The sequence below is a fragment of the Marinobacter sp. UBA2688 genome, assembly GCF_002352785.1.
GTDB lineage: Bacteria > Pseudomonadota > Gammaproteobacteria > Pseudomonadales > Oleiphilaceae > Marinobacter > Marinobacter salarius.
The window spans coordinates 59535-83557 of sequence record NZ_DELU01000024.1 but is presented as its reverse complement, the minus strand read 5'-3'; the positions used below and the strand labels follow the sequence as shown (position 1 = coordinate 83557).

The 24023-nt window shown below is 57.8% G+C and carries 21 protein-coding genes, 1 other RNA gene and 1 pseudogene; 16 read left to right on the top strand and 7 right to left on the bottom strand.

Annotated features, from left to right (window positions below):
* The 3 genes and pseudogenes from B3M52_RS13515 to msrB all read left to right on the top strand — a co-directional run.
* Window positions 1–646: pseudogene (locus B3M52_RS13515) on the top strand (chromate transporter); the annotation flags it as partial.
* A 98-nt stretch (window positions 647–744) separates the two neighbouring features.
* Window positions 745–1392: a peptide-methionine (S)-S-oxide reductase MsrA gene (msrA, locus tag B3M52_RS13510; RefSeq protein WP_075194304.1), complete on the top strand. Its 648-nt coding sequence runs from the start codon at window positions 745–747 to the stop codon at window positions 1390–1392.
* 10 nt (window positions 1393–1402) lie between these two features.
* Window positions 1403–1831, top strand: coding sequence for a peptide-methionine (R)-S-oxide reductase MsrB (gene msrB, locus B3M52_RS13505; protein ID WP_041335269.1), 429 nt, complete (start codon window positions 1403–1405; stop codon window positions 1829–1831).
* 9 nt (window positions 1832–1840) lie between these two features.
* On the opposite strand, the gene B3M52_RS13500 is transcribed toward msrB, so the two are convergent.
* Complete coding sequence (locus B3M52_RS13500; RefSeq protein ID WP_177190622.1) at window positions 1841–2812, bottom strand: calcium/sodium antiporter; 972 nt, start codon at window positions 2810–2812, stop codon at window positions 1841–1843.
* A 330-nt stretch (window positions 2813–3142) separates the two neighbouring features.
* On the opposite strand from B3M52_RS13500, the gene mqo reads away from it, so the two are divergent.
* From mqo to B3M52_RS13475, 5 genes are all read left to right on the top strand, one after another.
* Window positions 3143–4624 (top strand): malate dehydrogenase (quinone), encoded by a 1482-nt coding sequence (gene mqo / locus B3M52_RS13495; protein WP_075194305.1) that lies wholly within the window; start codon window positions 3143–3145, stop codon window positions 4622–4624.
* Window positions 4625–4777: 153 nt separating this feature from the next.
* On the top strand, window positions 4778–6010 hold the full coding sequence (locus B3M52_RS13490; RefSeq protein WP_007153140.1) for an ATP-grasp domain-containing protein: 1233 nt from the start codon (window positions 4778–4780) through the stop codon (window positions 6008–6010).
* 53 nt (window positions 6011–6063) lie between these two features.
* Window positions 6064–8088, top strand: coding sequence for a hypothetical protein (locus tag B3M52_RS13485; RefSeq protein ID WP_075194306.1), 2025 nt, complete (start codon window positions 6064–6066; stop codon window positions 8086–8088).
* Between the two features lie 28 nt (window positions 8089–8116).
* Window positions 8117–9787 (top strand): acetolactate synthase large subunit, encoded by a 1671-nt coding sequence (locus B3M52_RS13480; RefSeq protein WP_075194484.1) that lies wholly within the window; start codon window positions 8117–8119, stop codon window positions 9785–9787.
* 50 nt (window positions 9788–9837) lie between these two features.
* Complete coding sequence (locus B3M52_RS13475) at window positions 9838–10707, top strand: hypothetical protein (RefSeq protein WP_075194307.1); 870 nt, start codon at window positions 9838–9840, stop codon at window positions 10705–10707.
* Between the two features lie 132 nt (window positions 10708–10839).
* On the opposite strand, the gene B3M52_RS13470 is transcribed toward B3M52_RS13475, so the two are convergent.
* Window positions 10840–11436: an exopolysaccharide biosynthesis protein gene (locus tag B3M52_RS13470; RefSeq protein ID WP_075194308.1), complete on the bottom strand. Its 597-nt coding sequence runs from the start codon at window positions 11434–11436 to the stop codon at window positions 10840–10842.
* 181 nt (window positions 11437–11617) lie between these two features.
* Between B3M52_RS13470 and B3M52_RS13465 the strand changes: the two genes are divergently transcribed.
* Window positions 11618–12127, top strand: coding sequence for an MgtC/SapB family protein (locus B3M52_RS13465; protein WP_036212145.1), 510 nt, complete (start codon window positions 11618–11620; stop codon window positions 12125–12127).
* Window positions 12128–12151: 24 nt separating this feature from the next.
* Here the strand turns inward: B3M52_RS13465 and ssrA are convergent.
* The 3 genes from ssrA to smpB all read right to left on the bottom strand — a co-directional run bounded on the left by ssrA (window position 12152) and on the right by smpB (window position 14663).
* Window positions 12152–12516: a transfer-messenger RNA gene (gene ssrA / locus B3M52_RS13460) on the bottom strand.
* 85 nt (window positions 12517–12601) lie between these two features.
* Window positions 12602–14020, bottom strand: coding sequence for a wax ester/triacylglycerol synthase family O-acyltransferase (locus tag B3M52_RS13455; RefSeq protein ID WP_075194309.1), 1419 nt, complete (start codon window positions 14018–14020; stop codon window positions 12602–12604).
* Between the two features lie 163 nt (window positions 14021–14183).
* Window positions 14184–14663, bottom strand: a complete 480-nt coding sequence (gene smpB, locus B3M52_RS13450; RefSeq protein ID WP_007153125.1) for an SsrA-binding protein SmpB — start codon at window positions 14661–14663, stop codon at window positions 14184–14186.
* Between the two features lie 179 nt (window positions 14664–14842).
* Here smpB and B3M52_RS13445 point away from each other — a divergent pair, with 179 nt between their 5' ends.
* From B3M52_RS13445 to B3M52_RS13435, 3 genes are all read left to right on the top strand, one after another.
* Window positions 14843–16459, top strand: coding sequence for a sodium-dependent transporter (locus tag B3M52_RS13445; protein ID WP_075194310.1), 1617 nt, complete (start codon window positions 14843–14845; stop codon window positions 16457–16459).
* A gap of 81 nt (window positions 16460–16540) precedes the next feature.
* Window positions 16541–16981, top strand: coding sequence for a type II toxin-antitoxin system RatA family toxin (locus B3M52_RS13440; protein ID WP_036212167.1), 441 nt, complete (start codon window positions 16541–16543; stop codon window positions 16979–16981).
* A gap of 2 nt (window positions 16982–16983) precedes the next feature.
* Complete coding sequence (locus tag B3M52_RS13435; protein ID WP_036212170.1) at window positions 16984–17265, top strand: RnfH family protein; 282 nt, start codon at window positions 16984–16986, stop codon at window positions 17263–17265.
* Between the two features lie 14 nt (window positions 17266–17279).
* Here B3M52_RS13435 and B3M52_RS13430 read toward each other — a convergent pair whose 3' ends face one another.
* Window positions 17280–17606 carry an outer membrane protein assembly factor BamE gene (locus B3M52_RS13430; protein WP_007153121.1) on the bottom strand — a complete coding sequence of 109 codons (327 nt, stop codon included), beginning with the start codon at window positions 17604–17606 and terminating at the stop codon, window positions 17280–17282.
* A gap of 122 nt (window positions 17607–17728) precedes the next feature.
* Here B3M52_RS13430 and fur point away from each other — a divergent pair, with 122 nt between their 5' ends.
* The gene (gene fur, locus B3M52_RS13425) at window positions 17729–18139 is read left to right on the top strand and encodes a ferric iron uptake transcriptional regulator (protein WP_007153120.1); all 411 of its coding nucleotides are present in this window, start codon (window positions 17729–17731) and stop codon (window positions 18137–18139) included.
* 105 nt (window positions 18140–18244) lie between these two features.
* On the opposite strand, the gene recN is transcribed toward fur, so the two are convergent.
* Window positions 18245–19924: a DNA repair protein RecN gene (gene recN / locus B3M52_RS13420; protein ID WP_041333796.1), complete on the bottom strand. Its 1680-nt coding sequence runs from the start codon at window positions 19922–19924 to the stop codon at window positions 18245–18247.
* 246 nt (window positions 19925–20170) lie between these two features.
* On the opposite strand from recN, the gene grpE reads away from it, so the two are divergent.
* The 3 genes from grpE (at window position 20171) to dnaJ (ending at window position 24021) form a co-directional block, all read left to right on the top strand.
* Complete coding sequence (gene grpE / locus B3M52_RS13415; protein WP_036212177.1) at window positions 20171–20776, top strand: nucleotide exchange factor GrpE; 606 nt, start codon at window positions 20171–20173, stop codon at window positions 20774–20776.
* Window positions 20777–20886: 110 nt separating this feature from the next.
* Entirely contained in the window at window positions 20887–22812 is a 1926-nt protein-coding gene (gene dnaK / locus B3M52_RS13410; RefSeq protein WP_036212180.1) for a molecular chaperone DnaK, read from the top strand.
* Window positions 22813–22890: 78 nt separating this feature from the next.
* Window positions 22891–24021 (top strand): molecular chaperone DnaJ, encoded by a 1131-nt coding sequence (dnaJ, locus tag B3M52_RS13405; RefSeq protein ID WP_041333797.1) that lies wholly within the window; start codon window positions 22891–22893, stop codon window positions 24019–24021.
* Window positions 24022–24023 lie beyond the last annotated feature (2 nt).

Below are 24023 nucleotides of genomic sequence, written 5' to 3'. Positions count from 1 at the left end.
TGCTGCGATGCACCTGCCGCAAAAGCGCGTGGAGGAGGCATTAACCATACCGGTTCAGCCCCGTCGCCCGATGGTGTTTCTGGTGGTATTTTCCGCGTTACTGCTGTTGGCTTTTTTACCGTTGGCCGAAGGCTCCCTGGGCTGGATCGGGTCTGAACTCTATCGCGCGGGGGCGTTGGTGTTCGGAGGTGGGCATGTGGTGCTGCCCTGGCTTCAGGGGAGCTTTGTGGTGCCAGGGCACCTGTCGGCGGATACGTTTCTGGCCGGTTATGGCCTGGCTCAGGCCATGCCAGGCCCGCTGTTTACCTTCTCAGCGTTTCTGGGAGCCATTGAGGGCGGCTGGACCGGTGCTGCCGTGGCTGTGGTCGCTGTTTTTCTGCCGGGAACCCTGCTGGTATTTGCCGGTCTACCCCTGTGGTCATACATTCGCAGCCATTCGGTTGCACGGGCGGCCCTGGCTGGGGTGAATGCCGGCGTTGTCGGGCTTCTGCTGGCGGCGCTGTATGATCCGGTGTGGACCTCTGCCGTACACAATGCAGGGAGCGTTGCGTTTGTCCTGTTGGCCTGGGTTTCCCTGTCGATATGGAAAGTACCGGTCTGGATACTGGCACCCGGCAGCGCGCTGGTGGGCTTGCTGGTTTTCTGATGCCCCCAAAGTGGGGGTAGCTAAAACCAACCAGGGAGGCCACACTTGGACATTGGGGAACTAAATGAACGGTAATAATCCAGAAGCAGAGGCTGATTATGTCCACATCCTGCACGATTCCGGGCTTGAACGTACCGAAAAGCCGCTTTCCGGAGCCTGAAAGCGATTTGCCAACCGGCGATAACCGCGAGCAAAGGGTTGTGCTTGGCGGTGGCTGTTTCTGGTGTGTGGAAGCCGTTTTTCTGGCGGTGAACGGTGTCAGCCGGGTGGAATCCGGCTATGCCGGGGGCACAGCGGAAACCGCCAACTATGAGGCGGTGTGCGGCGGCCAGACCGGCCACGCCGAAGTGGTCGACGTTCATTACGACCCGCAGACCGTCAGCTTCGGGGATATCCTGAAGGTGTTTTTCTCGGTGGCCCACGACCCAACCCAGCTTAACCGGCAGGGAAACGACCGTGGTACCCAGTACCGTTCCGCCGTTTTTTACGAGAATGACGAACAGAAACAGGTGGCGGAAGCCTACATTCGCCAACTGAACTCGGCGGGCGTTTATGATAATCCTCTGGTGACAACCCTGGAGCCGTTGGAGGCTTTTTATCCGGCGGAAGACTATCACCAGAATTTTGCCGCACGGAATCCATACCAGCCCTACATCACGGCTGTTGCGGCACCAAAGATTGAAAAGCTTGTGGACACGTTCGGTGACCAGCTCAAGCCCGGTTACACCGACAACAACATTGCCTGAGGAGGCTGCTATGAGCGTTTCTGCTGCAGGTTATGACCTGACCCCGCTGACACCACAACAAGTGGACGAAAAGGCCGCGGGCCTGACGGACGAGGAGCGCCGCGTGTTGCTGGATCATGGCACCGAGCGGCCATTTTGCGGCACCTTGCTGGACAACAAGAACGCAGGTGCCTATTACTGCCGGTTGTGCGAGTTGCCGCTGTTCAGTTCCGATTCCAAGTTCGATTCCGGTACCGGTTGGCCGAGCTTTTTCCAGCCTTTTGACACCGACCACATCCGTTACATTGAAGACAACAGCATGGGCATGGCTCGCACGGAGATCCGTTGCCCGCGTTGTGACAGCCACCTTGGGCACGTGTTTCCGGATGGCCCGCCGCCAACCGGCCAGCGTTACTGCCTGAATTCAGTGGCGATGGTGTTCAGGGAGAACCAGGCCTGACCGGCCTGGTTAGCGGATGACTGTCGACACCAGATAGCTGGTGTAGCAAACGTACACCAGCAATAACAGCACGCCGTCCGGTCGCCCGATGGTCCGGGACTTACCCGTCAGCCCAAAGCTCATCAGCAGAAGCCCGATGGTGAGGGCTGTCATCAGGGTCCAGTCGCGGTAAAGCACTTCCATATCCACGGCCAGGGGCTCAATGGTCGCAGCCAGGCCAACCACGGCCAGAGTGTTGAAAATACCAGACCCCACAATGTTGCCGAGTATCAGGTCGTGTTCGTTTTTCTTGACGGCCGCCAACGCAGAAGCCAGTTCCGGCAGAGAGGTGCCGATGGCAACGATTGTCAGCCCGATGATCAGGTCACTGACGCCGAGGCTCTGGGCAATAAACACCGCGCCCCAGACCAGCATGCGCGAGCTCACCAGCAAAAGCACCAAGCCTACAACCAGCCACATCACGGCTATTTTCAGCGGCATCGGGTGGGCAACCAGCTCGGAGTCGGTCTCGCCGATCAGTGAGTCCCCCTTGCCCTGGATGCCTTGATAGATGGACCAGCCCATGACGGCTGCGAACACACCAAGCAGTACCCAGCCATCGAGCCGGGTCAGGTTGCCATCAATCAACTGGTAACCGGCGATGGCCGTCAGTACCAGTAGTAGCGGGAGTTCCTTGCGTATTACCTGGGAGTGCACGGCAATTGGTGCAATCACCGCAGTCACACCAACGATCACGGCGATGTTGGTGATGTTCGAACCGTAAGCGTTGCCCAGGGCCAACCCGGGATTGCCATCGAGTGCGGCCATGGCTGACACTGCCAGTTCAGGCGCAGAGGTGCCGAATCCGATAATCACCATACCAATCAGCAGCGATGGCATACCGAGGTGTTTGGCGGTGGCTGCTGCGCCTTCAATGAAGCGGTCTGCGCTCCAGACCAGTAAAACCAGGCCAGCGATGATTGCTGCGATTGCCAATAGCATAAAGGATGCCCTGTTGGTGTAAGCCGCACGGTATGAGACTAAAGTGGCGGTGATATCGTTGAGCACAGACGCGAGAATGTAACAAAGAGCGCCCGGCGAGCGCATTTTAAACGTTTGACCTACACACGGCCACCGTTGGTAAATAAATCAGGACGTTGGCCCTTGTCAGATATGTTGGCGCAACCAGCCCCAGGCGGGCCCGACCACGAGTCAGTTGATATTCGCAATTTATTATCCGATCAAAAAACGGGATAATCGCGCCACAATTTCCAAGCCCCTCTGCTGATCGTGGGCGGGCAACAGGCTTTAAACTAGCTAGGGTGATAACCAATGGCCGTTAGACAGGCAGATGTGGTGCTGGTCGGCGGGGGCGTCATGAGCGCCACCCTCGGCATGATGCTCAGGCAGCTTGATCCTTCCCTGGACATCGTCATGGTTGAACGTCTTGATCACGTCGCCCATGAAAGCACCGATGGATGGAACAATGCAGGGACCGGGCATGCCGGCTACTGCGAACTCAATTACACCCCCGAAACCGACGATGGCGATGTTGCTATCGAGCGGGCGTTGAAGATCAATGCCTCGTTCGAAGTATCGTTGCAGTTCTGGTCTCATCTGGTTGAGCAGGGGATGCTGCCGGAACCCAAAAGCTTCATCAACCGAACTCCTCACCAGAGCTTTGTATGGGGCGAGGATGGTGTGAAGTTCCTCAAGCGTCGCCACGAAAAGCTCAGCGCCCACCATTTGTTCCGGGAAATGGAGTACACCGAATCCCCGCGGGATCTGGAAGAGTGGATGCCGCTGGTGGTGAACAACCGCGACCCGATGCAGAGAGTGGCCGCCACGCGTATCAAGCACGGTTCAGACGTGGACTTTGGCTCTCTCACCCGCAGCATGGTGGAGTTCCTGGAAACCACGCCGAACTTTGAACTGATGTTAAGCAGCCCCGTGCATTACCTGGCCAAGCGCGACAATGGCCGCTGGAAGGTACGGGTGAAGAACCAGAAAACCGGAGAGCTGACGAAGCTTGAGGCTGGGTTTGTCTTCCTGGGCGCCGGTGGCGGCGCCTTGCCGATGTTGCAGAAGTCCAACATCGACGAATCCAAAGGCTACGGTGGTTTCCCGGTCAGCGGTCAGTGGCTGGTTTGCCAGAAGCCGGAAATCGTCCAGCAACATCACTCCAAGGTCTACGGAAAGGCGCCAATCGGCGCACCGCCGATGTCGGTTCCGCATCTGGATACCCGTATTATCAACGGTGAACCCGCGCTTCTATTCGGCCCGTTTGCTGGCTTCACCACACGGTTCCTCAAGCAGGGTTCGGTATTCGATCTGTTCGGATCGGTCCGCTCAGCGAATCTTCGTCCCATGTTGTCGGTGAGCCGCACCAACATGGACCTGACCCGCTACCTGATTGGTGAGGTATTCCAGTCTCACAGCGACCGTGTGGCTTCCCTGCGCAATTACTTCCCGGATGCCCGCGAAGAGGACTGGCGCCTGCAGGACGCCGGCCAGCGCGTGCAGATCATCAAGAAGTCGCCGGAAGGTGGCGGTAAGCTGGAATTCGGTACCGAAATTGTGGCGGCGAAGGACGGCACCCTGGCCGCTTTGCTGGGTGCATCGCCGGGGGCTTCGACGGCTGTCCAGGCCATGATCGATGTGATCCAACGTTGTTTCCCGGAACGTATGGAGTCTTCGGAATGGCAGGAACGCATGAAAGTGATGGTGCCTTCCTACGGTCAGTCGCTGGTAGACGATGAGCAATTACTCAATAGAGTGCGGGAACGAACGCTCTCAACCCTGAAATTGAGCTGATATTCCCAAACGATCTAACACTGGCGGAAGCGCTGGTAGTCCTGGCTTAAAAGCTGGGGCTGCCGGCGCTTTTTGTTTTCTGGGCGCCGGGCCCGGTTGCGATTTGCGCCTGAAACGTTAGGTTATAAGGAAACACCACCAAGGAGAACGAACATGAGCGAGCAAGAATTCGATCCGAATAAAGGCTATATCGCACTCCTGGGATGGAGCCTGAACGCGGTGGAAGCTGCCGATAAATTTGATCGACGATATGTGGTGGTTGCGCCGGATTGGGCGGAGGCTTACTGCAAGGAACATGATATTCCCTATGTACCTTGGAACTTCGAGCGCCTGAACGACCGGTCAGTTGAGATTGCTCAGACACTCAAAGAGATGGGCGTTAATGTGGCTATCCCATTGTTTGAGGAAACCGTGGAATGGGCCGGCGCTATCAACTCGGTTCTGATGGATCAGCCAAAGCTGTTCGGCCAGTCCATGTTGTTACGGGACAAGGCCCTGATGAAGCGCCGCGCGCAGCTGGGCGGCATTCGCGTTGGGATCTTCGAGGAAGCCCATGACCGAGACGACGTTATCCGTTTCCTCAAGCGCGTCAACCAGACCCTCTTGAAGTTGGACGGTGACCCCAACGATCCGATTCACCTCAAAGCATTCGACAAAGCCGGTTGTCTGGGCCACCGGGTGATTCGTACCCCGGACGAAGTGGACACCATTCCCGAGGAAGAATTCCCGGTGCTGATGGAATCCCATCTGGACGGTTGGGAATTTGCCGTCGAAGCCTGGATTCACAACGGCAAAATCGCATTCCTGAACATCTCGGAGTATGTGACCCTGGGTTACTCGGTGTTTGTGCCGGCCACGCCGGACCTGGAGAAGTACCGGGAACAGATCACCCGCGAGATCGAAAAGCTGATCAAAACGTTCGATATCGAGTTCGGGTTTATTCACCCAGAGTACTTCGTGACCAGCGACAGTACCATGTACTTCGGAGAGGTGGCGTATCGGCCGCCAGGCTTCAAGGTGTTCGAGCTGCTTGAGCGTGCCTACGGCTTTAACGCCTATCAGGCACTGATCATGACCTTTGACCCGAAAACCACGGCAGAAGAGGTAAAGGCGTTCTTCCCCAAAGAGGTGGTGGATGCCAAGGGCTATGCCGGCTGTTTCGGCGTTTATCCGCGCCGCCGGGTGGTCAGCCAATTGGAAATGCCGGAAGAGACCGAGAACCACGATTACTTCGAGTCCCACGAGCTCACGCCGCCGTTGGAAGAAACAGTTACCAAGCGTACTGCCTTTGGCACACATTGGGGCCTGGTTTACTTCTTCGGTGAAGACCCTTATGTAATGCGGGATTTACTGAAACATCAGGAAGAACTGGATTTCTATGTATAATTCCGTAAGGAATTAACAACAATGGGTCTGATTCAGACTCTGAGGAACACAGTTTGAGCAACTCCGACGCTGGAAACCCGGCACCTGTCGTCAATTTCGATAAGCTGGTTCAGCGACTGGACGATGCCATCGCGGCTCTCGATGAGAGCCGCGATTTTGCCAAACTTGGCAAGTTACCCCGGTTGTTCGACATCGTGCGACGGGTGCTTCTGCAGCCGGAGGGCTGCCTTGCAATTGAACAGCGAGCCGAACGGCTTGAGAAAGCCGGCGTGTTCCTGGGAACAGACTGGGCAGACCCCTCCATTCTATTGCCATCGTTGACCACCTTTTCCTTGCAAAGCCCACAGGCCGATACGGTCATCATCGAAGGGCTCAGCGAACTGCGTTTGCTGGCGGTCGCGCGCGGTGAATACCTGCATGAGTCGATGTCGGCGGAACAGGCGCATCACTACCTGACCCAGGTATTGGCCATCAACCTGAACATGCTGTTTGGTGAAGCAGGCGAAGCCGAGCGGGAGCAGGGCAAGCTGGCACTGGTCAGCCGCGCGGTGGTACAGCATGTTGCCACCCAGATCGGCTATGAGCATGTCATCGATCAACTGATTGAAGAGATCTGGCGCATATTGCAGCAACGACCGATCCAGGTCAGCAGCGTACGGCAGATGATTACCCAGATTGCACTGTGCCGCATTGATCCCAATGTGGATCTCGGTGGTGCGGGTCAGGGTGCGGAGCGTCTGATTTCGAGCCTTTACGGGCCAACACAGGCGTGCCGCGAAGATCCTGGCATTCCTGTTTACCAGGAACGGCTGCAGTCCATGGACGCCGTGGCCCTGCAAAGTGAGGCGACCGGTTTTGCCCGTTCCATGCACGACACCGGATTGGTGTCGCCGTATCACGCCACGTTTGTCCGCCACATCCTGGAGAGTCAGGATGCGCTATTGACTGAAGCCCTGGGCCTGTCCAGTACCGGCCGCGATTGCCTGCTCTGCTACAAGGATCTGGTGCATGAGTTGATCAATGAAGGCGTCTATCCGGAAACAGCCCAAGGTCTTTATGGCCTTGCGTTGATGCTGGAGCGAGGCATTCTCTATCAACCGCCACTTGCACCCGCGCTGTGGCGCCAGGCCAGGCTCTCCATCTGCCCGCACGCCCGGGAGCGTATCCGATTGGCATATGGTTACCAGCCACAGCCGAAGGCATGGCTGTTGCAGGGTGTGCTCAACATGCTGGGCCAGCCCCTTGGCGTGGGGCAGGGAAACAACCCTACCTGCCAATCTGCACGGGCGCTGTCCATGTGGGCCTACAACGATCCGGACTATCTGTTGCAGATGGTGGCCTGGGCCGCCCGCGACAACGAAATCATCATGCATTTCGAGGGTCGCCCGGTATCTTCCTCCGGCAGCCAGGGTGGCGTGGCCTCCGAAGTAACGCTCGACCTGGATCCGGTTTCGCTGGTGGTAGTACCGCACCTTGACCGGATTTATGCGGAAATGGGGCGCCTGTGTACGGACCGCCAGGGCGACCCCCACCAGTGGGTTAACCCCGAGTTCCATGGTTGGTCCGCCGGCCGTGGATTCCGCATAAACGTGGATGTTGCAACCGGTCACCTGGAAGACCTGGACACCTTCCTGCGACATTTCTATGCCAGCTACCACCCTTACTATAATGGCAACCAGCCGCTGATCCATCCGCAACCGGCTGGCGTAGCGGTTACCGACAGTGCCGCAAGATTCATCGGCTGGCACGCGATTACCATCCTCCGTGTGACTCTGGACCCGGAAGAGGTCATGCGGGTGTATTTCTTCAACCCCAACAACGACAGTGGTCAGAATTGGGGCGACGATGTGGTGGTCAGTACCTCCAGGAAAGGGGAGCGGTTCGGTGAGGCATCCTTGCCCTTTGAACAGTTCGCCTCGCGGCTGTACATTTTTCACTTCGACCCCCTTGAACGCGGTGAACCCGCAGACGTGGGCGAGGAGGAATTGGAGCGGGTGATCAGCCGCGTTCACCGCAGTTGGGGCCGAGACCGGTTGCCGGCTGAGGCATTGCAGGCCGAACCTCCGCAGGAAAAGTAGACCCAACCAAGCCAGAACGGGAGAGATGATGACCGCTGAGGCCACTACCCGCCGCAACGGCGCCGAGCTGTTTGTTCGTGCCCTGGAAAACGAAGGTGTTCGGTACATCTTCGCGGTACCGGGTGAAGAAAACCTGGATCTCCTTGAGGCCCTGCGCGAATCCAGCATTGAGCTGGTGCTCAATCGTCACGAGCAGGCAGCCGGCTTTATGGCCGCGACCTACGGGCGCCTGACAGGCCGTGTGGGCGTTTGCCTGTCGACCCTCGGCCCTGGGGCCACCAACCTGGTAACCGCCGCTGCCTATGCCCAGCTCGGCGGCATGCCAATGATGATGATTTCCGGGCAGAAGCCCATTAAATCGTCCAAACAGGGGCTGTTCCAGATCCTGGATGTGGTGGACCTGATGCGGCCACTTACCAAGTACACCCGCCAGATCAGCAACGCCAACACCATCCCCGCCAAGGTGAGAGAAGCCTTCCGGTTGGCTTCGGAAGAGCGCCCCGGTGCGGTTCATCTCGAATTACCGGAAGACATCGCCTCCGAGGTGGCAGAGAGCGATACCCATATCTTCCAGCCCAGTGATGCCCGTCGGCCCACTGCCAGTACCAAGAGCCTGGACACTGCCTGTGACATGATCAGCAAAGCCAGGTATCCGCTGATCATGATTGGCGCCGGTGCTAATCGCAAACGGGTTTCCCAGGCCCTGATCCACCTGGTGAACGTGACTGGCATTCCCTTCTTCACCACCCAGATGGGCAAGGGCGTGGTGGATGAGCGCCACCCCCGTTACCTGGGTAATGCGGCGCTCTCGGCCGGCGATTTTGTGCACTGCGCCATTGATCACGCTGACCTGGTGATCAACGTCGGGCACGATGTGGTTGAGAAACCGCCGTTTTTCATGCATCCCGGCGGCAAACAGGTTATCCATGTGAACTTCAGCGCTGCTGACGTGGACCCGGTTTACTTCCCCCAGCACGAGGTGGTGGGCGACATTGCCAACAGCGTGGAGTACCTGGCCGAGAAATGCGGCCAGTGCTCTTCACACGACTTCAGCCGGTTTATGGAAGTGAAAGCTTCCGTGGACAGCCATATGGCCGACAAGGCGGACGATGGCCGTTTCCCGGTTATTCCCCAGCGAATCGTCAACGACGTACGCCAGGTCATGCCCGACGACGGCATCATCGCGCTGGACAATGGCATGTACAAACTCTGGTTTGCCCGCAATTATCCGGCCTACGATAACAACACTGTGCTGCTCGACAATGCCCTGGCTTCCATGGGCGCCGGCCTGCCCAGTGCCATGATGGCGGCCATGCTCTATCCACACCTCAAGGTGATGGCGGTGTGCGGCGACGGTGGCTTCATGATGAATAGCCAGGAGCTGGAAACCGCTGTGCGGCTGAAGCTGAACCTGGTGATACTGATCATCAACGACAATGCCTACGGCATGATCAAATGGAAGCAGGCCCAGGAAGGCTTTCAGAACTTCGGGCTGGATTACAACAACCCGGACTTCGTCAAATACGCCGATGCCTATGGTGCCACTGGCCATAGAATCACCCGTACCGAAGACCTGCGGCCGACGCTGAAAAACGCACTGACCTCGGGGGGTGTGCACCTGATCGATGTGCCCGTGGACTACAGCGAAAACCGCCGTGTGTTTGATGAAGAATTGGTAAATCTGACCTGTAACCTCTAATGCCTGTAGTATTATTCGCCCAGTATTGAACATTGATTGAGGATGGGCGAATGAGTTACTCGTGGTTCAGAGTGGTGGCACTAGCGCTGGCGGCCGTGGTGGTCGCTGGATGCAGCAAGCCGGAAACGCCCCAGGAAGTGGCCGCTGAATTCTGGCAGGCCCTGTCCGAGAAAGACGCGGATACCGTTGCCGATCTATCGACGCTTGCCGCCCCCTCTGCCTTCGATGGCTACGCCCGGGACTGGTCTGGCACCGTGCCTGATTTCGGTCGGGTGGTCATCGACGATCGCGAAGCTACGATCGTAACCCGCCTGCCCGCTGAGAACGGCGTCCCCGGCGAGCGCCGGGAAGTGAATACCTACCTTGTGGAACAGAGTGGCGACTGGCTGGTGGATTACGACCGCACCGGCGAGGCGATCATGAATCCGTCTCCGTTTGCAGGTTTGATCGGAGAAATGAACCGGCTGGGCGAGCGCTTGACGGCCAGTTTCGGACAGTCCTCCGACGATCTCTCTCGCCAGATGGACGCCATTGCCCGCGAATTCGAGGCGTATTCCGATCAGGCCCAGCGCCGGGCAGAGCAGGCCATGGAAGAGTACGGCCAAGCCCTGCATGGGCTGATGGAAGAGTTGGAGGAATCCATCGAAGAGGCGTTGGAAGACAACCAGCGGGCGCCTGAGAGAGATCGAAGTGTCTTACAGCGAACCGCGGCGGACCTCAATCGAAGCAGCGACAGGCTGGATGAGCCGGATTTCGACGCCTTTGCCGACAGTTCTCGTGCGTTAGCTGAGGCGGGAGCGCGTATCTCGCGCCTGAGTGACGATACCTTCAAAAGCTACAAGCGCACGTGGGACGCCAAACTGGACGAAATCACTGAGCGTACCCGCGTATTTTTTGAAGAGCTTCATGGGCGTGGGTGATAACCCGGCGTCATAGAACTGTCATATTGATCTGGTGTACTGAAGATGTGTTAGTCCCTGAAAGCGACTAAAGGAGCTCCTGCTCCACTGCATCTTTGGGCCAACGGACGGCTCCTTTTTACGCCTCTAGTATTACCCCGCCAGCCCGGTAACCACAAACCAGCCGGTCACCAGCGTGAGCGACGTTGCTACAATTGCCAACAACCCGTCCCTCGCTACGATTGCCAGCCCGAAGGCCGTCAACGCAGCGCCGCCACCATTGGCGCTGAAGGGCACCACCTCCATCGCCGGCATGGCCAGAGCCACCAGCATGCAGATAATGGCCATCACATAGAGCCCTGGCCCGTCCGCCAGAAACACCAGGCGCGGCCCTGTCCAACGATCCAGAAAACGAGCCGGTTTTTGCAGCCAGTCCAGTCCCTTCAAGAGCTTGTCCTGGGGCACGGAACGCTGGGAAATCCAGGACGGCATCCAGATGGTGCGTCTGTGGAACAACAGTTGCCCCAGCGTCAGCAGAACCACCAGCCCCAGAATGGTTGGAACGCCGGGAATGTCACCGATCAACGGCGCCAGGGTGATCAGCCCTGCTACGAGCACCACGGGCCCGAACGAACGTTCCCCCACGCCATTCATGATATCGTTCACCGACACTCGCCCGGCTCCGGCCGCCGACTCGCGAATCTGCTCCAGCAGTTGTTGCATGTTGGTAGGATCGCCATTATTGCGCATAGATAGGGCTCTTCCTCGAATCAGGGTAACGTCTGCCAAATCCGGCCTTTAAAACCTACCATTCTCGATAATCGGAAAACAGCGATTGCGACCGAACCGCAGCGGAAATGATTGAAGCCTTTGCAGACCAGGACTAATCTCGATCCAGCGATAACAAAAACTTCAGAACCCGGAAATCCCCATGGCAGACTTGCTCAACGTTGACTGGATGCTCACCCTCAACCACCTGCTGTTGATGGCCATTGCCTACCTGCTGGCGTTCCCCATCGGTTTCGACCGGGAAGAGCAGGGGCCCAGGATCGGCCTGAGAACCTTCCCGCTGGTGGCCGTGGTTTCATGTGGCTTCATGCTTGTTGGTCGAGCCGTCATCGACTCCCCGGGCGAACAGGGCCGCGTACTGCAAGGCATTGTCACCGGCATCGGTTTCATTGGCGGCGGCGCCATCCTCAAGGACGACAGCCGCGTAATCGGCACCGCCACCGCCGCGAGTATCTGGAACTGTGGCGCGATCGGTGTGGCTGTTGCGTACCACCACCTTGAGATTGCCATAGCCCTGAGTGCCCTGAACTTCTTCACGCTGCGCTACATGGGAAGGCTGGTGCGGTCGGTGACCGGTGAGCCTGTGGTTGAAGATGGGCAGACAACCAAGCCTGTGGAAGTTCGGGAGTCTGATAACGAAAAAAGCCCCTGAAATCAGGGGCTTTTTTCGGTTGGTTGGTGGAGACGGCGGGAATTGAACCCGCGTCCGCCAGTACTCAGCCTTGAGGTCTACATGTTTAGCGTCTCTCTATTGATTTAAGTTCAAGCGACCCGAGAGCCAGGGTGCAAGAACCGAGTTCTTTAGATCTTAGCCGTTAGCCAGTGAACTCTGGAAAACGGAGCATCCCGTAAGCGATGACGTCCTGAGATGTTGCTTCCGGGCTACGGGCGACCCGGTCAGGACGACTAGCAGCTTACGCTGCTAGTGCGTAGTTTTCGTCGTTTGCGACTATTGCGTTGCAGCTTTGGATTAACGAGATTGGCTGCCATCTCGACATGCACCCAAGGGTTCGCCACCGGCGTCGAAGCCATGTCGTCCCCTTACCGACAGTATATGTGGCTGCTTCCGCCAACTTCAAGGTTTTCCTGGTTTTGTTTTGTGGTGTCGGGTGGTCAGTTGTACCTATCAACTGGCGGCCCGGGCGGTGTTCTGTTCGCTGTTGTGCAGCGCGGCGTCCAGGAGTTCGGCAAAGCTGTCGCGGAAATGCCCCATCACACTGGCCGGGTCGGCCTTGATGTTCTTGTCGATGGTGATGCCGAATTGCACCGTGCCGGCGTAGCTGAATATGCTCAAACCGATGCCGATATTGCCGCTTTGGGGCACCCAGAACATGGGCTGGGTGAGCTTTGCTCCCGCCAAATATACAGGTTCTTTTGGGCCCGGCACGTTAGTGAGTACCGCAGAGGCCTTATTGCTGAGCATGGAGAGCGCCCGCCGCTCAAGGACATCCGGGCCGCGCCCGAACAGGTCCAGCAGGCTGTAGGTTACCTGAGCCTGATAGGAGCGTTTGAGGCGGTTCATGTTTTCCTGAACCTGGCGGAACCGCATGATCGGATCGGTCTCCTCCACGGGCAGGGTGACCAGCACTAGCCCGAACTGGTTGCCCAGGGTTTCGATCGGCTGTCGCATCGGGCGCAGGTTAAACGGTACGGCAACGCGAACACCGCATTCCGGCGTGGCCTCGCCGGTGGCTAAAAAATGCCGTTGCAACGCGCCGGCGGCGGCACACAGCAGCACATCGTTGGCGGTGCCGCGCAGGGCTCTGGCGCACACCTTCACTTCGGCGAGACTCAGCGGGTCGGCCCAGGCGACATGCTTGCGACCGCTCAGGGGTATTTTCAGGCAGGTGTCTGGTTCCGCCGGGGAGAGGCCCAGCTTGAGCAGGTCGACGGCGATGTTGCCCGCGGTAGTGGCCAGTTTGAACGGGTAGCCCGGCTCGTTGCGGATGGACTTCAGAAACAGGCCTGCCTGGTCGATGGCGGTTTGTCCATTATGCAAAGCCCGGCTGGCGAGCTGTCGTAGACCTTGAGGTGCATGGGTCTTGGATTGGCTGGATGTCGATACCCGGCTGAGTCTCGGTTCCGGCGAGTTGTCGGTCAGCGAAAGCAGCACACGCACCAGTGAAATGCCGTCAGCAATGCAGTGATGGATGCGAACCAGCAGGGCACAGCCACCCTGATAGTTCTCGATATAGTGGATTTGCCAGAGCGGGCGCCGGAAATCCAGCGAGGTGCTGGTCAGGTCGCTGGTCAGTGTTTGCAGCTCCTGTTTGCCTCCATCGCCGGGAAGGGCAAGAACGTGAATATGGTTGTCGATATGAAAGAGTGGGTCGTCCTGCCAGTACGTGCGGTCGCCTTCGGTGACGACGCGCTGTCGAAAGCGCCGGAAGGTGAGAAAGCGTTCGTCGAGCGTTCGCTTGAGGCGCTTGAGGGCAATGGGCTGATCAAACACCAGCACCGCTGAAATCATCATGGGGTTCTCGGGGCATTCCATGCGTAGCCACGAGCGATCTACTGCAGACATGGGTGTTTGTCGGCGTGTCATCACTTGCTCCCTTTGGTTCCCGTCTGTCCCTGGGTGGCCGCTGTCCGTATGCGGATTGGGGTAAGGGATCGAGTATAGGCTGATCAGAGAGGGGCTAAAAGAGGATGCAGATGCGACATAAAATGCGGGGAGAAGTCGCCGGGCCTGGGGCCCGGCCAGCGGATCAGACGTTGGTTTCGCGGAGGATGCGTTGTTTCTGGCGGTTCCAGTCCCGTTCTTTCTCGGTGGCACGCTTGTCGAAGAGCTTCTTGCCTTTCACCAGGGCAATTTCGCATTTCACCTTGTTCTTCTTCCAGTACATGGCCAGCGGAATGCAGGTATGGCCTGCCTGGTTAACCTTGCCGACGATCTTGGCAATTTCCTTGGCGTGCAGCAGCAGTTTGCGGGTCCGGGTCGGGTCCGCGATAACGTGGGTTGAGGCGGCGGTGAGCGGGATGATGTGGGATCCCAGCAGCCAGGCCTCTCCGTCCTTAAGCAGCACGTAGGCATCGGTGAGCTGCGCCTTGCCGGCACGGATGGATTTTACTTCCCATCCGAGCAGGGCCAGGCCCGCCTCAAAGCGTTCCTCGATGTGGTACTCATGTTTTGCCTTTTTGTTCAAGGCAATGGTGGCGCTCGGTGCGCCGGGTTTCTTCTTGCTCATGAATCGTTGATCCGGAGTCGGACAGAAAATTTACCGTGCGTAATCGTGCCGGAAAAGCGCGCATTGTAGCCCAGTAGTACCAGACTGGTCACGAAATCGGCGCGATTGACTGAGTCGATGGTCGTATGGGTTGTGATTCCTCCGCTACAATGTGCGCTGAGATGTCGTCAGGGAATGGAATGCCTACTCCATACGAAACACCAATCGGGTCGTGGACCCGGCCAACCACTTTTTTCTGGGCCGCGACCGGGGCAACCTTTGGCCTCGCGAACGTGTGGCAGTTTCCCTACCTGGCCGGCCAGCATGGCGGCGGGTTGTTCATATTGCTGTACCTGGCGTGCCTGTTGCTGGTCACGCTGCCGTTGATGGTCACCGAATCCGCGATGGGAAGATACGCCCGCCATGGATTGGTGCTGGCGATGGATGGTTTCGTTCGCAGCGCGCGACGGTCCCGGGCGTGGATGTGGGCTGGTCGTCTGGGGGTGTTGGCGGCTTTTCTGGTGCTTTCCTTTACGGCTGTTTTCGGTGCCATCGCTCTGGCCTACGTATTCTACGGAGCCATGGGCCGGTTTATTGGCGCCGGCGAGGCTGAAGCCGCAGGTATCCTCTCCGCGTTGGTGTCGGACTCGCGGGACTATCGCGTGTTCATGGGCTGGCACGGATTCTTCCTGTTGCTGGTGGTGTGGGTGTCGATGCAGGGCGTGGTGGACGGTGTCGAGCGTGCAGTACGGGTGGTGGCACCGGCGATGATGCTGATTCTGCTGGCGCTCTGCGGTTTGGCCGCCTGGAGTGGGGATTTCCGCAGTGCGTCGGACTTCATGCTGGATTTCCGCCCCGCCGACGTGACCCTGGACAGTTTGCGGGCGGCGTTGTTTCACGCGTTTTTCACTCTTGGGCTCGGAATGGGCGTGTGGACCCTGTTCGGTGCCTATACACCCGCGGACACTCGCCTTAAGCGTTCCGTGCTGGCTGTGGTGTTGATGGACACCCTGATCGCCATCGGGGCCGGGTTGGCGATTTATTCGTTGGCGCCCGATGGCCATTCCATGGAAGGTGAGCGCGGGTTCGGGCTGCTTTTCCTGTCGCTGCCGGTGGCCCTGGCGGATCTGCCGGGCAGTCAGTTTCTGGTGGCGGCCGTGTTCCTGGTCATCGTGATGATTGTGTGGACGACGTCTCTTTCATTGCTTGAGCCGGTGGTCGGTTGGTTTCAGGAGTGGACAGGCGCACCAAGGGGCTTGTCCGCCTTTCTGATGGGCAGCTCAGTCTGGCTGGCGGGGCTTGGGTCGTTGCTGTCCTTCAATCTATGGTCCGACGAGCGTTTCGCCGGGGGCACCTTGTTCCGCTGGCTTGAGCTGATCACGGGTGGCCTGCTGATTCCGCTGGTGAGTATCCTGATATCTGTCTTCGCGGGCTGGTACCTGACCCGAAATCTGACCTTCACCATACTGGGAAAGGCACCACGCCTGATTGGCCGTATATGGTTCTGGGTGATGCGCTTGATCTTGCCGCTGGTGGTGGCGTATATCGGCCTGCAGTACACCGCCACGTCGCTGGTGGCGTTGTGCGACAGCGGTAGCAACGGATTGTGGTGCGAACCTACCGTAGAGTTGGCGCCAAGCTCAATGACGCCAACTGCCCCCGATGCGAATGATCCCAACAATGAAGCGGGTGATGCCGGTGGGGGTGGCGAGCCAGAGACCAATCCGGGCGAGCCAGGCGAGAAGAGCGGTAAGAACGGCCCGGCTGGGCAGGAAAGTGACCCCAACAACGGTGATATCCTTTATCATAGCGTCTGATATTGGCGTCCCGATTAAAGGGGCTCCCCCTTTGCAGGGTCTTCAACTCAAGAGTATTCGCAAGCAGGACGTCCGGTTCCAATGCCCCATCAGATCGACAAGACCGCGCTGGTTATGCACTCGGCGGAACGCATGTTCCACCTGGTCAACGATGTTGCCAGCTACCCCGACTTTCTTCCCTGGTGTTCAGCCAGCCAGGTGCACGAGCAGACAGACCACGAAATCATGGCATCTATGGATATCGCCAAAGGTGGTATCCGTCACCGGCTGACCACGCGCAACCAGCTGTACCTGCCGCATACCATTGAAATGAGCCTGGTGGATGGTCCTTTCCGTAACCTTAGCGGTCGTTGGCAGTTCAAGCCCCTGCAGAATAACGCCTGCAAGGTGATTCTCACGCTGGAATTTGAGTTTTCCGGATCCTTGTCGAGGATGACGTTCGGGCCGGTCTTCAATCAGGCTGCGAATACCATGGTGGACGCGTTCTGCCGTCGCGCAGACCAGGTGTATCTCGGGGGATAACAATGATTCGAGTTGAGGTGGCCTTTGCCAGGCCAGACAGGCAGGAAATCATCAGCTTGAGTGTCGAAGAGGGCACCACGGCTGTGGAGGCTGTGAAGCGTTCCGGCATTGTTGCCATATTTCCTGAGGTCGATCCGGAAAATGGCGATATGGGAATCTTCGGTAAGGTGATCAAGAATCCGTCCGCCCACGAGTTGCGGGACGGCGACCGGGTTGAAGTTTACCGGCCGCTGCAGATCGACCCCAAGCAGGCCCGGCTTAACCGGGCAAAGAAGAAGGGTTAAGGCTTGAGGCTGGCTCAGTAGGCGGGCGTTTCTTCCAGCAGCTGGGCTTCGTAATGGGAATACTGGTCGTTATCGTAGTAGACGATGACCCGTTGTTCCTTGATATCGCCACCACTGCGCTGGAAGGTATACACATAGTACTCCCGGGACGGATCGGCGGGGTTGGTCATCAGCGGGGTGCCCAGCAAGGAGTGGACCTGGCTGCGGGACATGCCCTCGGCCAGTGATGTCAGCTCTTCGTCGGTCAGTATGTTCCCCTGTTGTACATTGATCTTGTATACGCCTGGGAAAACACAGCCAGCCATGATGAGAGTTAGAATGAGAGCTGTGAGCTTTTGCATCGCCGGGGGAAATCCTCTATCTTGAAATCGCCTGCCAGGGGCAGGTGTGACACGGTCTGACCGTTAACATGCGGCTTCATCATACCGGAAGCCGTGAGGCACACCAAAGAGTGAATCGTAACATGTCATCCGAAAACACCGAATTACGAAAAGTCGGTCTTAAAGTCACTCTGCCAAGAGTGAAGATCTTCAATATTCTGGAGAACTCCGAGGAGCATCACCTCAGCGCCGAGGATGTGTACAAAAAGCTCCTCGAACAGGGTGATGACGTGGGCCTGGCAACCGTCTACCGGGTGCTGACTCAGTTTGAGGCAGCTGGCCTGGTTCTGCGCCACAACTTTGAAGGTGGGCACGCCGTTTTTGAGATGGCCGGCGACGATCATCATGATCACATGGTCTGCACTCAGACCGGTGAGGTCATTGAGTTCGTCGATGAGGTAATCGAAGAGCGGCAGCAAAAAATTGCCAAAGAACGAGGCTATGAGATTGTCGATCACAGCCTGATTCTTTACGTCAAACCCCTCAAATCCTGATAACTCAGGATTTGTTCCGGAAAAAAGAAAAAAAGGGGGCGGGGTTTTAGCCCGCCCCAACAACTCTCAGGATCGAGAGGGGAATACGCTTACCTTTCAAACTGTTCAGTGATGCGTAGCCTGGCCTTTCGTGAACATTTCGTGGGCATGGGCAATGGTGTGTTCGGTCATATCCACACCACCGAGCATTCTTGCCACTTCGCTGACCCTGCCATTGTCGTCCAATGACTCGATCTTCGAGTAAGTGGCGTCTGATTCCGTAAACTTGCTGACGAACAGGTGCTGATGGCACTGGGCCGCTACCTGGGCAAGATGGGTGACGCACAACACCTGTCCATTACTGCCCAGGCTGCGAAGCAAGCGACCAACCACTTCGGCGGTGCCGCCACCAATGCCTACATCCACCTCGTCAAAGACCAGTGTTGGTGTGGTGGAAGTTTGCGCAACCACCACCTGAATGGCCAGGCTGATGCGTGAGAGTTCGCCACCCGAGGCTACCTTGGCTAGCGGACGTGCGGGTTGGCCCGGGTTCGCGCTGACCAGGAATTCAATGTCTTCCAGGCCGTGGGGCGCAGGCTCGTCGCCTTTGTTGCGGCTCAGGTGGGTTACGAACTGGACCGCTGGCATGCTCAGTTGGGCGAGCTCCTCCGCGATGCGCTGATCAAGGTTGGCAGCAGCCTGTTGGCGTGCGTTCGACAACTCGGTGGCCAGGGTATTGAAGTGGCTTCGCTGTTCTTCCAGTTCCGCCTCCAGCTTCTCAACGCTGCCCTCGCCGTCGTCCAGCGATGCCAGTTCGGCACTCAGGCTCTGGTGGAATTCCGGGAGAGTCTCCGGTGTGATGCGGTGCTTGCGGGCCATCTGGTAAATGGCACTCAGGCGCTCTTCCACTTCGGCCAGTCGGGCTGGGTCGGCGTCGTAATCTTCCACAAAGTGGCGCAGGTTGTCGCCAGCCTCGGTGATCTGAATCTGGGCTTCATTCAGCATCTGGATGGTTTCCGTCAGTGCCGGTACCTCCACCGGCAACTGCTCCAGTTGCTGTAAAGCCTGGCGCACCAGATCCGCTGCGCTATTCTCATCTTCCGTGCATAGCAGGGTAGCCTGATGGCTGTTGTGTAGCACCGTGTCGGCATGGCTGAGCCGTTCCTGTTCTTTCTCCAGCTCTGCCTGCTCTCCGTCTTCCAGCGCCAGGCGATCCAGTTCTTCCACCTGGTAGCGCAGTAGCTGCAGGCGGGCTTCTGTCTCATCGGCATTCTGCTGGCGTTCGGTCAGCCGCTGGCGGGTTTTGTGCCAGGCTTTCCATGCATCCCTGGTTTGCTCTCCCAACGCTTCTGCGCCAGCGAACTCGTCCAGCAGTTTGCGGTGAGTCTCCTTGCGCAGCAGGGACTGGTGCTGGTGCTGGCTGTGGATGTCCATCAGGGCGCTGCCCAGATCTTTCAGGTGGGCAAGGGGGCAGGGCTGGCCGTTGATGTAGGCGCGAGAGCGGCCATCCTTGCTGATCACTCGGCGCAGGATGCATTCGTTGTCATCGTCGAGCTCATGGTTTTCCAGCCATTGCCGGGCTTCGGCAATGCGGGACACGTCGAAAGTAGCGGTAATATCGGCGCGTTTGGCGCCATGGCGTACGGCGCCAGCGTCGGCGCGCCCGCCCATGGCAAGGCCAAGGGCGTCCAGGACAATGGATTTGCCGGCACCGGTCTCTCCGGTCAGCGCCGTCATACCCTTTCCAAACTGAAGTTCGACCCGCTCGGCAATGGCGTAATTGGAAACAGTGAGCTGTGTGAGCATGCAGAGGTCCTCCGCTCAATTCCTGAATACTGTGATTACATACAGTGACTGTGAATATATACAGGGTTTTTCCTGTTTGCAAACATCGGCTGGCGAATTTGTGAATGAATGAGGTGCGCAACGGTTGAAACATCCGATACGGGCCCCATATCCGTTCGCAAACATGTTTTTTTCGGCCCATGGCGGTCGGAAACCAAACGTTAACCGGCCGGTCGTCTGGCCGCCGACGATCAAGCAGGAGTAGTCATGAGCGCTGACGAGAATCGTAACGAACAGGTGGAAGAAGAGTTGAAAGACACTGCGGAAGCCGCTCCCGAGGAAGAAACGGCGACGGAAGACAGTGCCGAAGCCGCTCCGGAAAGCGAAGTTGAGGCCCTGAAGGCCCAGGCGCAGGAGTTTCAGGAGCAGATGTTGCGTTCCCAGGCGGAGATGCAGAATGTTCGCCGTCGCGCTGAGATCGATGTGGAGAAAGCCCACAAATTCGCGCTGGAGAAGTTTGTGAAGGAGCTTCTGCCGGTCGCTGACAGCTTGGAAAAGGCGGTTGAAAGCACTGAGGGGCATGAAAGTGCCGGCGAACTGGTGGCCTCTATTCGTGAAGGGGTCGAGATGACTCTTAATCTGTTCATGGGGAGTCTCGGCAAGTTCAATGTGGTTCAGCTTAACCCCGTGGGTGAGCCGTTTGATCCCCAGCAGCACGAGGCCATGTCCATGGTGCCGGCACCTGATGCCGAGCCCAACAGTGTGGTGGCTGTGGTCCAGAAGGGCTACACCCTGAACGATCGCCTTGTTCGTCCCGCGATGGTGGTGGTCGCCAAGGCCGAAGACGCGCCAAAAATCGACGAGCAGGCTTGAAAAGCAGATTAAAGCGCCAATATAGCCAGTAAACAGGCGGCGCACCGGGACTCCGGGGCAACTTTCAAGGCAGCCGGAACTGAATTGAACAACCGAATTGGAGTAATTGCATGAGTAAGATCATTGGTATCGACCTGGGAACCACAAACTCCTGTGTAGCCATTATGGATGGCGACAAGGTCAAGGTTATCGAAAACGCCGAGGGTGATCGCACTACCCCGTCCATCGTGGCGTATACCGAAGACGGTGAAACGCTGGTAGGTCAATCTGCCAAGCGCCAGGCGGTCACCAACCCGAACAACACCCTCTACGCCATCAAGCGTCTGATCGGTCGTCGCTTTGAAGACGACGTGGTCCAGAAAGACATCAAGATGGTGCCGTACAAGATCGCCAAGGCAGACAACGGTGATGCCTGGGTCGAAGTGAAAGGCGAGAAGATGGCGCCGCCGCAGGTGTCTGCGGAAATCATCAAGAAGATGAAGAAAACCGCAGAAGACTATCTGGGCGAGAAAGTGACCGAAGCGGTTATCACCGTGCCGGCCTACTTCAACGACAGCCAGCGTCAGGCCACCAAAGACGCCGGCAAGATCGCTGGTCTGGACGTGAAGCGGATTATCAACGAGCCAACTGCTGCTGCGTTGGCCTATGGTCTCGACAAGAAGAGCGGTGACCGTACTGTTGCTGTTTATGACCTGGGTGGTGGCACCTTCGACATCTCCATCATCGAGATCGCCGATGTGGACGGTGAGCACCAGTTCGAAGTGTTGGCCACCAACGGCGACACCTTCCTGGGTGGTGAAGACTTTGACATGAAGCTGATCGAGTATCTTGCCGATCAGTTCAAGAAAGACAGTGGCATTGACCTGCGTGGCGACTCGTTGGCGATGCAGCGACTGAAGGAAGCGGCTGAGAAGGCGAAGATTGAGCTTTCCAGCAGCCAGCAGACCGATGTGAACCTGCCTTACGTGACGGCAGACGCCAGTGGTCCCAAGCACATGAACGTGAAAGTGACTCGTGCCAAGCTGGAGTCACTGGTTGAAGAGCTGGTCGAGCGCAGTCTCGCGCCGTGCCGCACCGCGCTGGAAGATTCCGGTGCCAAGATCGGTGAAATCGACGAAGTCATCCTGGTCGGCGGTCAGACCCGCATGCCGATGGTTCAGGAAAAAGTGAAGAACTTCTTCGGTAAGGAAGCGCGTAAGGACGTGAACCCGGATGAAGCTGTAGCCATGGGTGCTGCCATCCAGGCGGCCGTGCTCTCCGGTGATGTGAAAGACGTTCTGCTGCTGGACGTTACCCCGCTGACCCTGGGTATCGAAACCATGGGTGGCGTGGCGACACCGCTGATCGACAAGAACACCACGATCCCGACCAAGAAGTCGCAGACTTTCTCCACTGCGGATGACAACCAGACTGCAGTGACCATTCACGTGGTCCAGGGTGAGCGGAAGCAGGCGACACAGAACAAGTCACTGGGTCGCTTCGACCTGGCGGACATTCCGCCGGCGCCCCGTGGTACGCCGCAGATCGAAGTCACCTTCGATATCGATGCCAACGGTATCCTGAACGTGTCGGCCAAAGACAAGGCGACCGGTAAAGAGCAGTCCATCGTCATCAAGGCGTCTTCAGGTCTGAACGACGACGAAATCGAGAAGATGGTTCAGGACGCGGAAGCCAACGCCGACGAGGATCGCAAGTTCGAAGAGCTGGTCCAGGCCCGCAACCAGGGTGACGCGATGGTCCATACCGTGCGCAAGACCCTGGCCGATGCTGGTGACAAGGTGTCCGACAGCGAGAAAGAGTCTATCGAGGCTGCGATCAAGGAGCTGGAAGAAGCCCTGGCTGGTTCTGACAAGGACGACATCGAGGCCAAGACTCAGAAGCTGACGGAAGCGTCTTCTGAAATGGCCCAGAAGATGTACGCGGATCAGGCAGAGCAGGCGCAGCAGGCCGGGGGCGAAGAGTCTGCCCAGTCCGGTTCCAGCGACGACGCCGTTGATGCCGAGTTTGAAGAAGTCAAAGACGACGACAAGCGATAAAACTTAAGATCATCAGGCAGTTGGAAAACGCGGGAGCTCTTCCGCGTTTTCCTCGTTTTACCAACAGGGTTTTAGAGCATGGCCAAGCGCGACTATTACGAGATTCTCGGGGTGTCCCGGGAAGCGGATGAAAAAGAGATCAAGCGAGCCTACCGCAAGCTTGCGATGAAGTATCATCCTGACCGGAATCCGGATGATGAGGACGCCGATCATAAGTTCAAGGAAGCCAGTGAAGCTTATGAAATACTCTCCGATTCCTCCAAGCGCGCAGCCTACGACCAGTTTGGCCACGCCGGTGTTGATGGCTCTGCCGGCGGCGGATTCGGAGGAGGCGGCGGTGGTGCCAGCTTCTCCGACATTTTTGGCGATGTGTTTGGTGATATCTTTGGTGGCGGCCGCGGTGGCCGCAATACGCGCGGGGCTGACCTGCGTTACACCCTGGAGCTGGACCTGGAAGAGGCGGTAAAAGGCAAAACCGTCCAGATCCGGATTCCTGGCCACACCGAGTGCAACACCTGTGACGGTTCCGGGGCCGAGAAGGGCTCACGGCCGGAGGCTTGTGGTACTTGTAATGGCATGGGCCAGGTGCGGATGCAGCAGGGCTTCTTCACTGTGCAGCAGGCGTGTCCTACCTGTCGTGGTTCCGGCAAGATCATCAAGAACCCGTGTAAGAAGTGTCACGGTGCCGGTCGCATCCAGGAAGAGAAAACGCTGTCCGTCAAGGTGCCGCCGGGCGTGGATACCGGTGATCGTATTCGTCTCTCCGGTGAAGGCGAGATGGGTGTTGAAGGTGGGCCTTCCGGTGACCTCTATGTGCAGGTCGCGGTTCGAGAGCATTCCATCTTTACCCGTGATGGTCGCAACCTCTATTGCGAAGTGCCTATCAGCATCGTGGATGCCAGTCTCGGTGGCGAACTTGAAGTGCCGACGCTCGATGGTCGCGTTAAGCTGAAGATTCCACCGGAGACTCAGACCGGCAAGCTGTTCCGTTTGCGGAACAAGGGCGTTAGCCCGGTTCGTGGTGGTCCGTCCGGTGATTTGCTGTGTCGCGTGGTTGTGGAAACTCCGGTTAACCTCACCAAGCGTCAGAAAGAGTTGCTGGAAGAATTCCAGAAGACCCTGGACGGTGGCGATGGCAACCAGCACGGTCCGCGAAAAACCTCCTGGTTTGAAGGTGTGAAAAGCTTCTTCGACGAAATGAAATTCTGAGG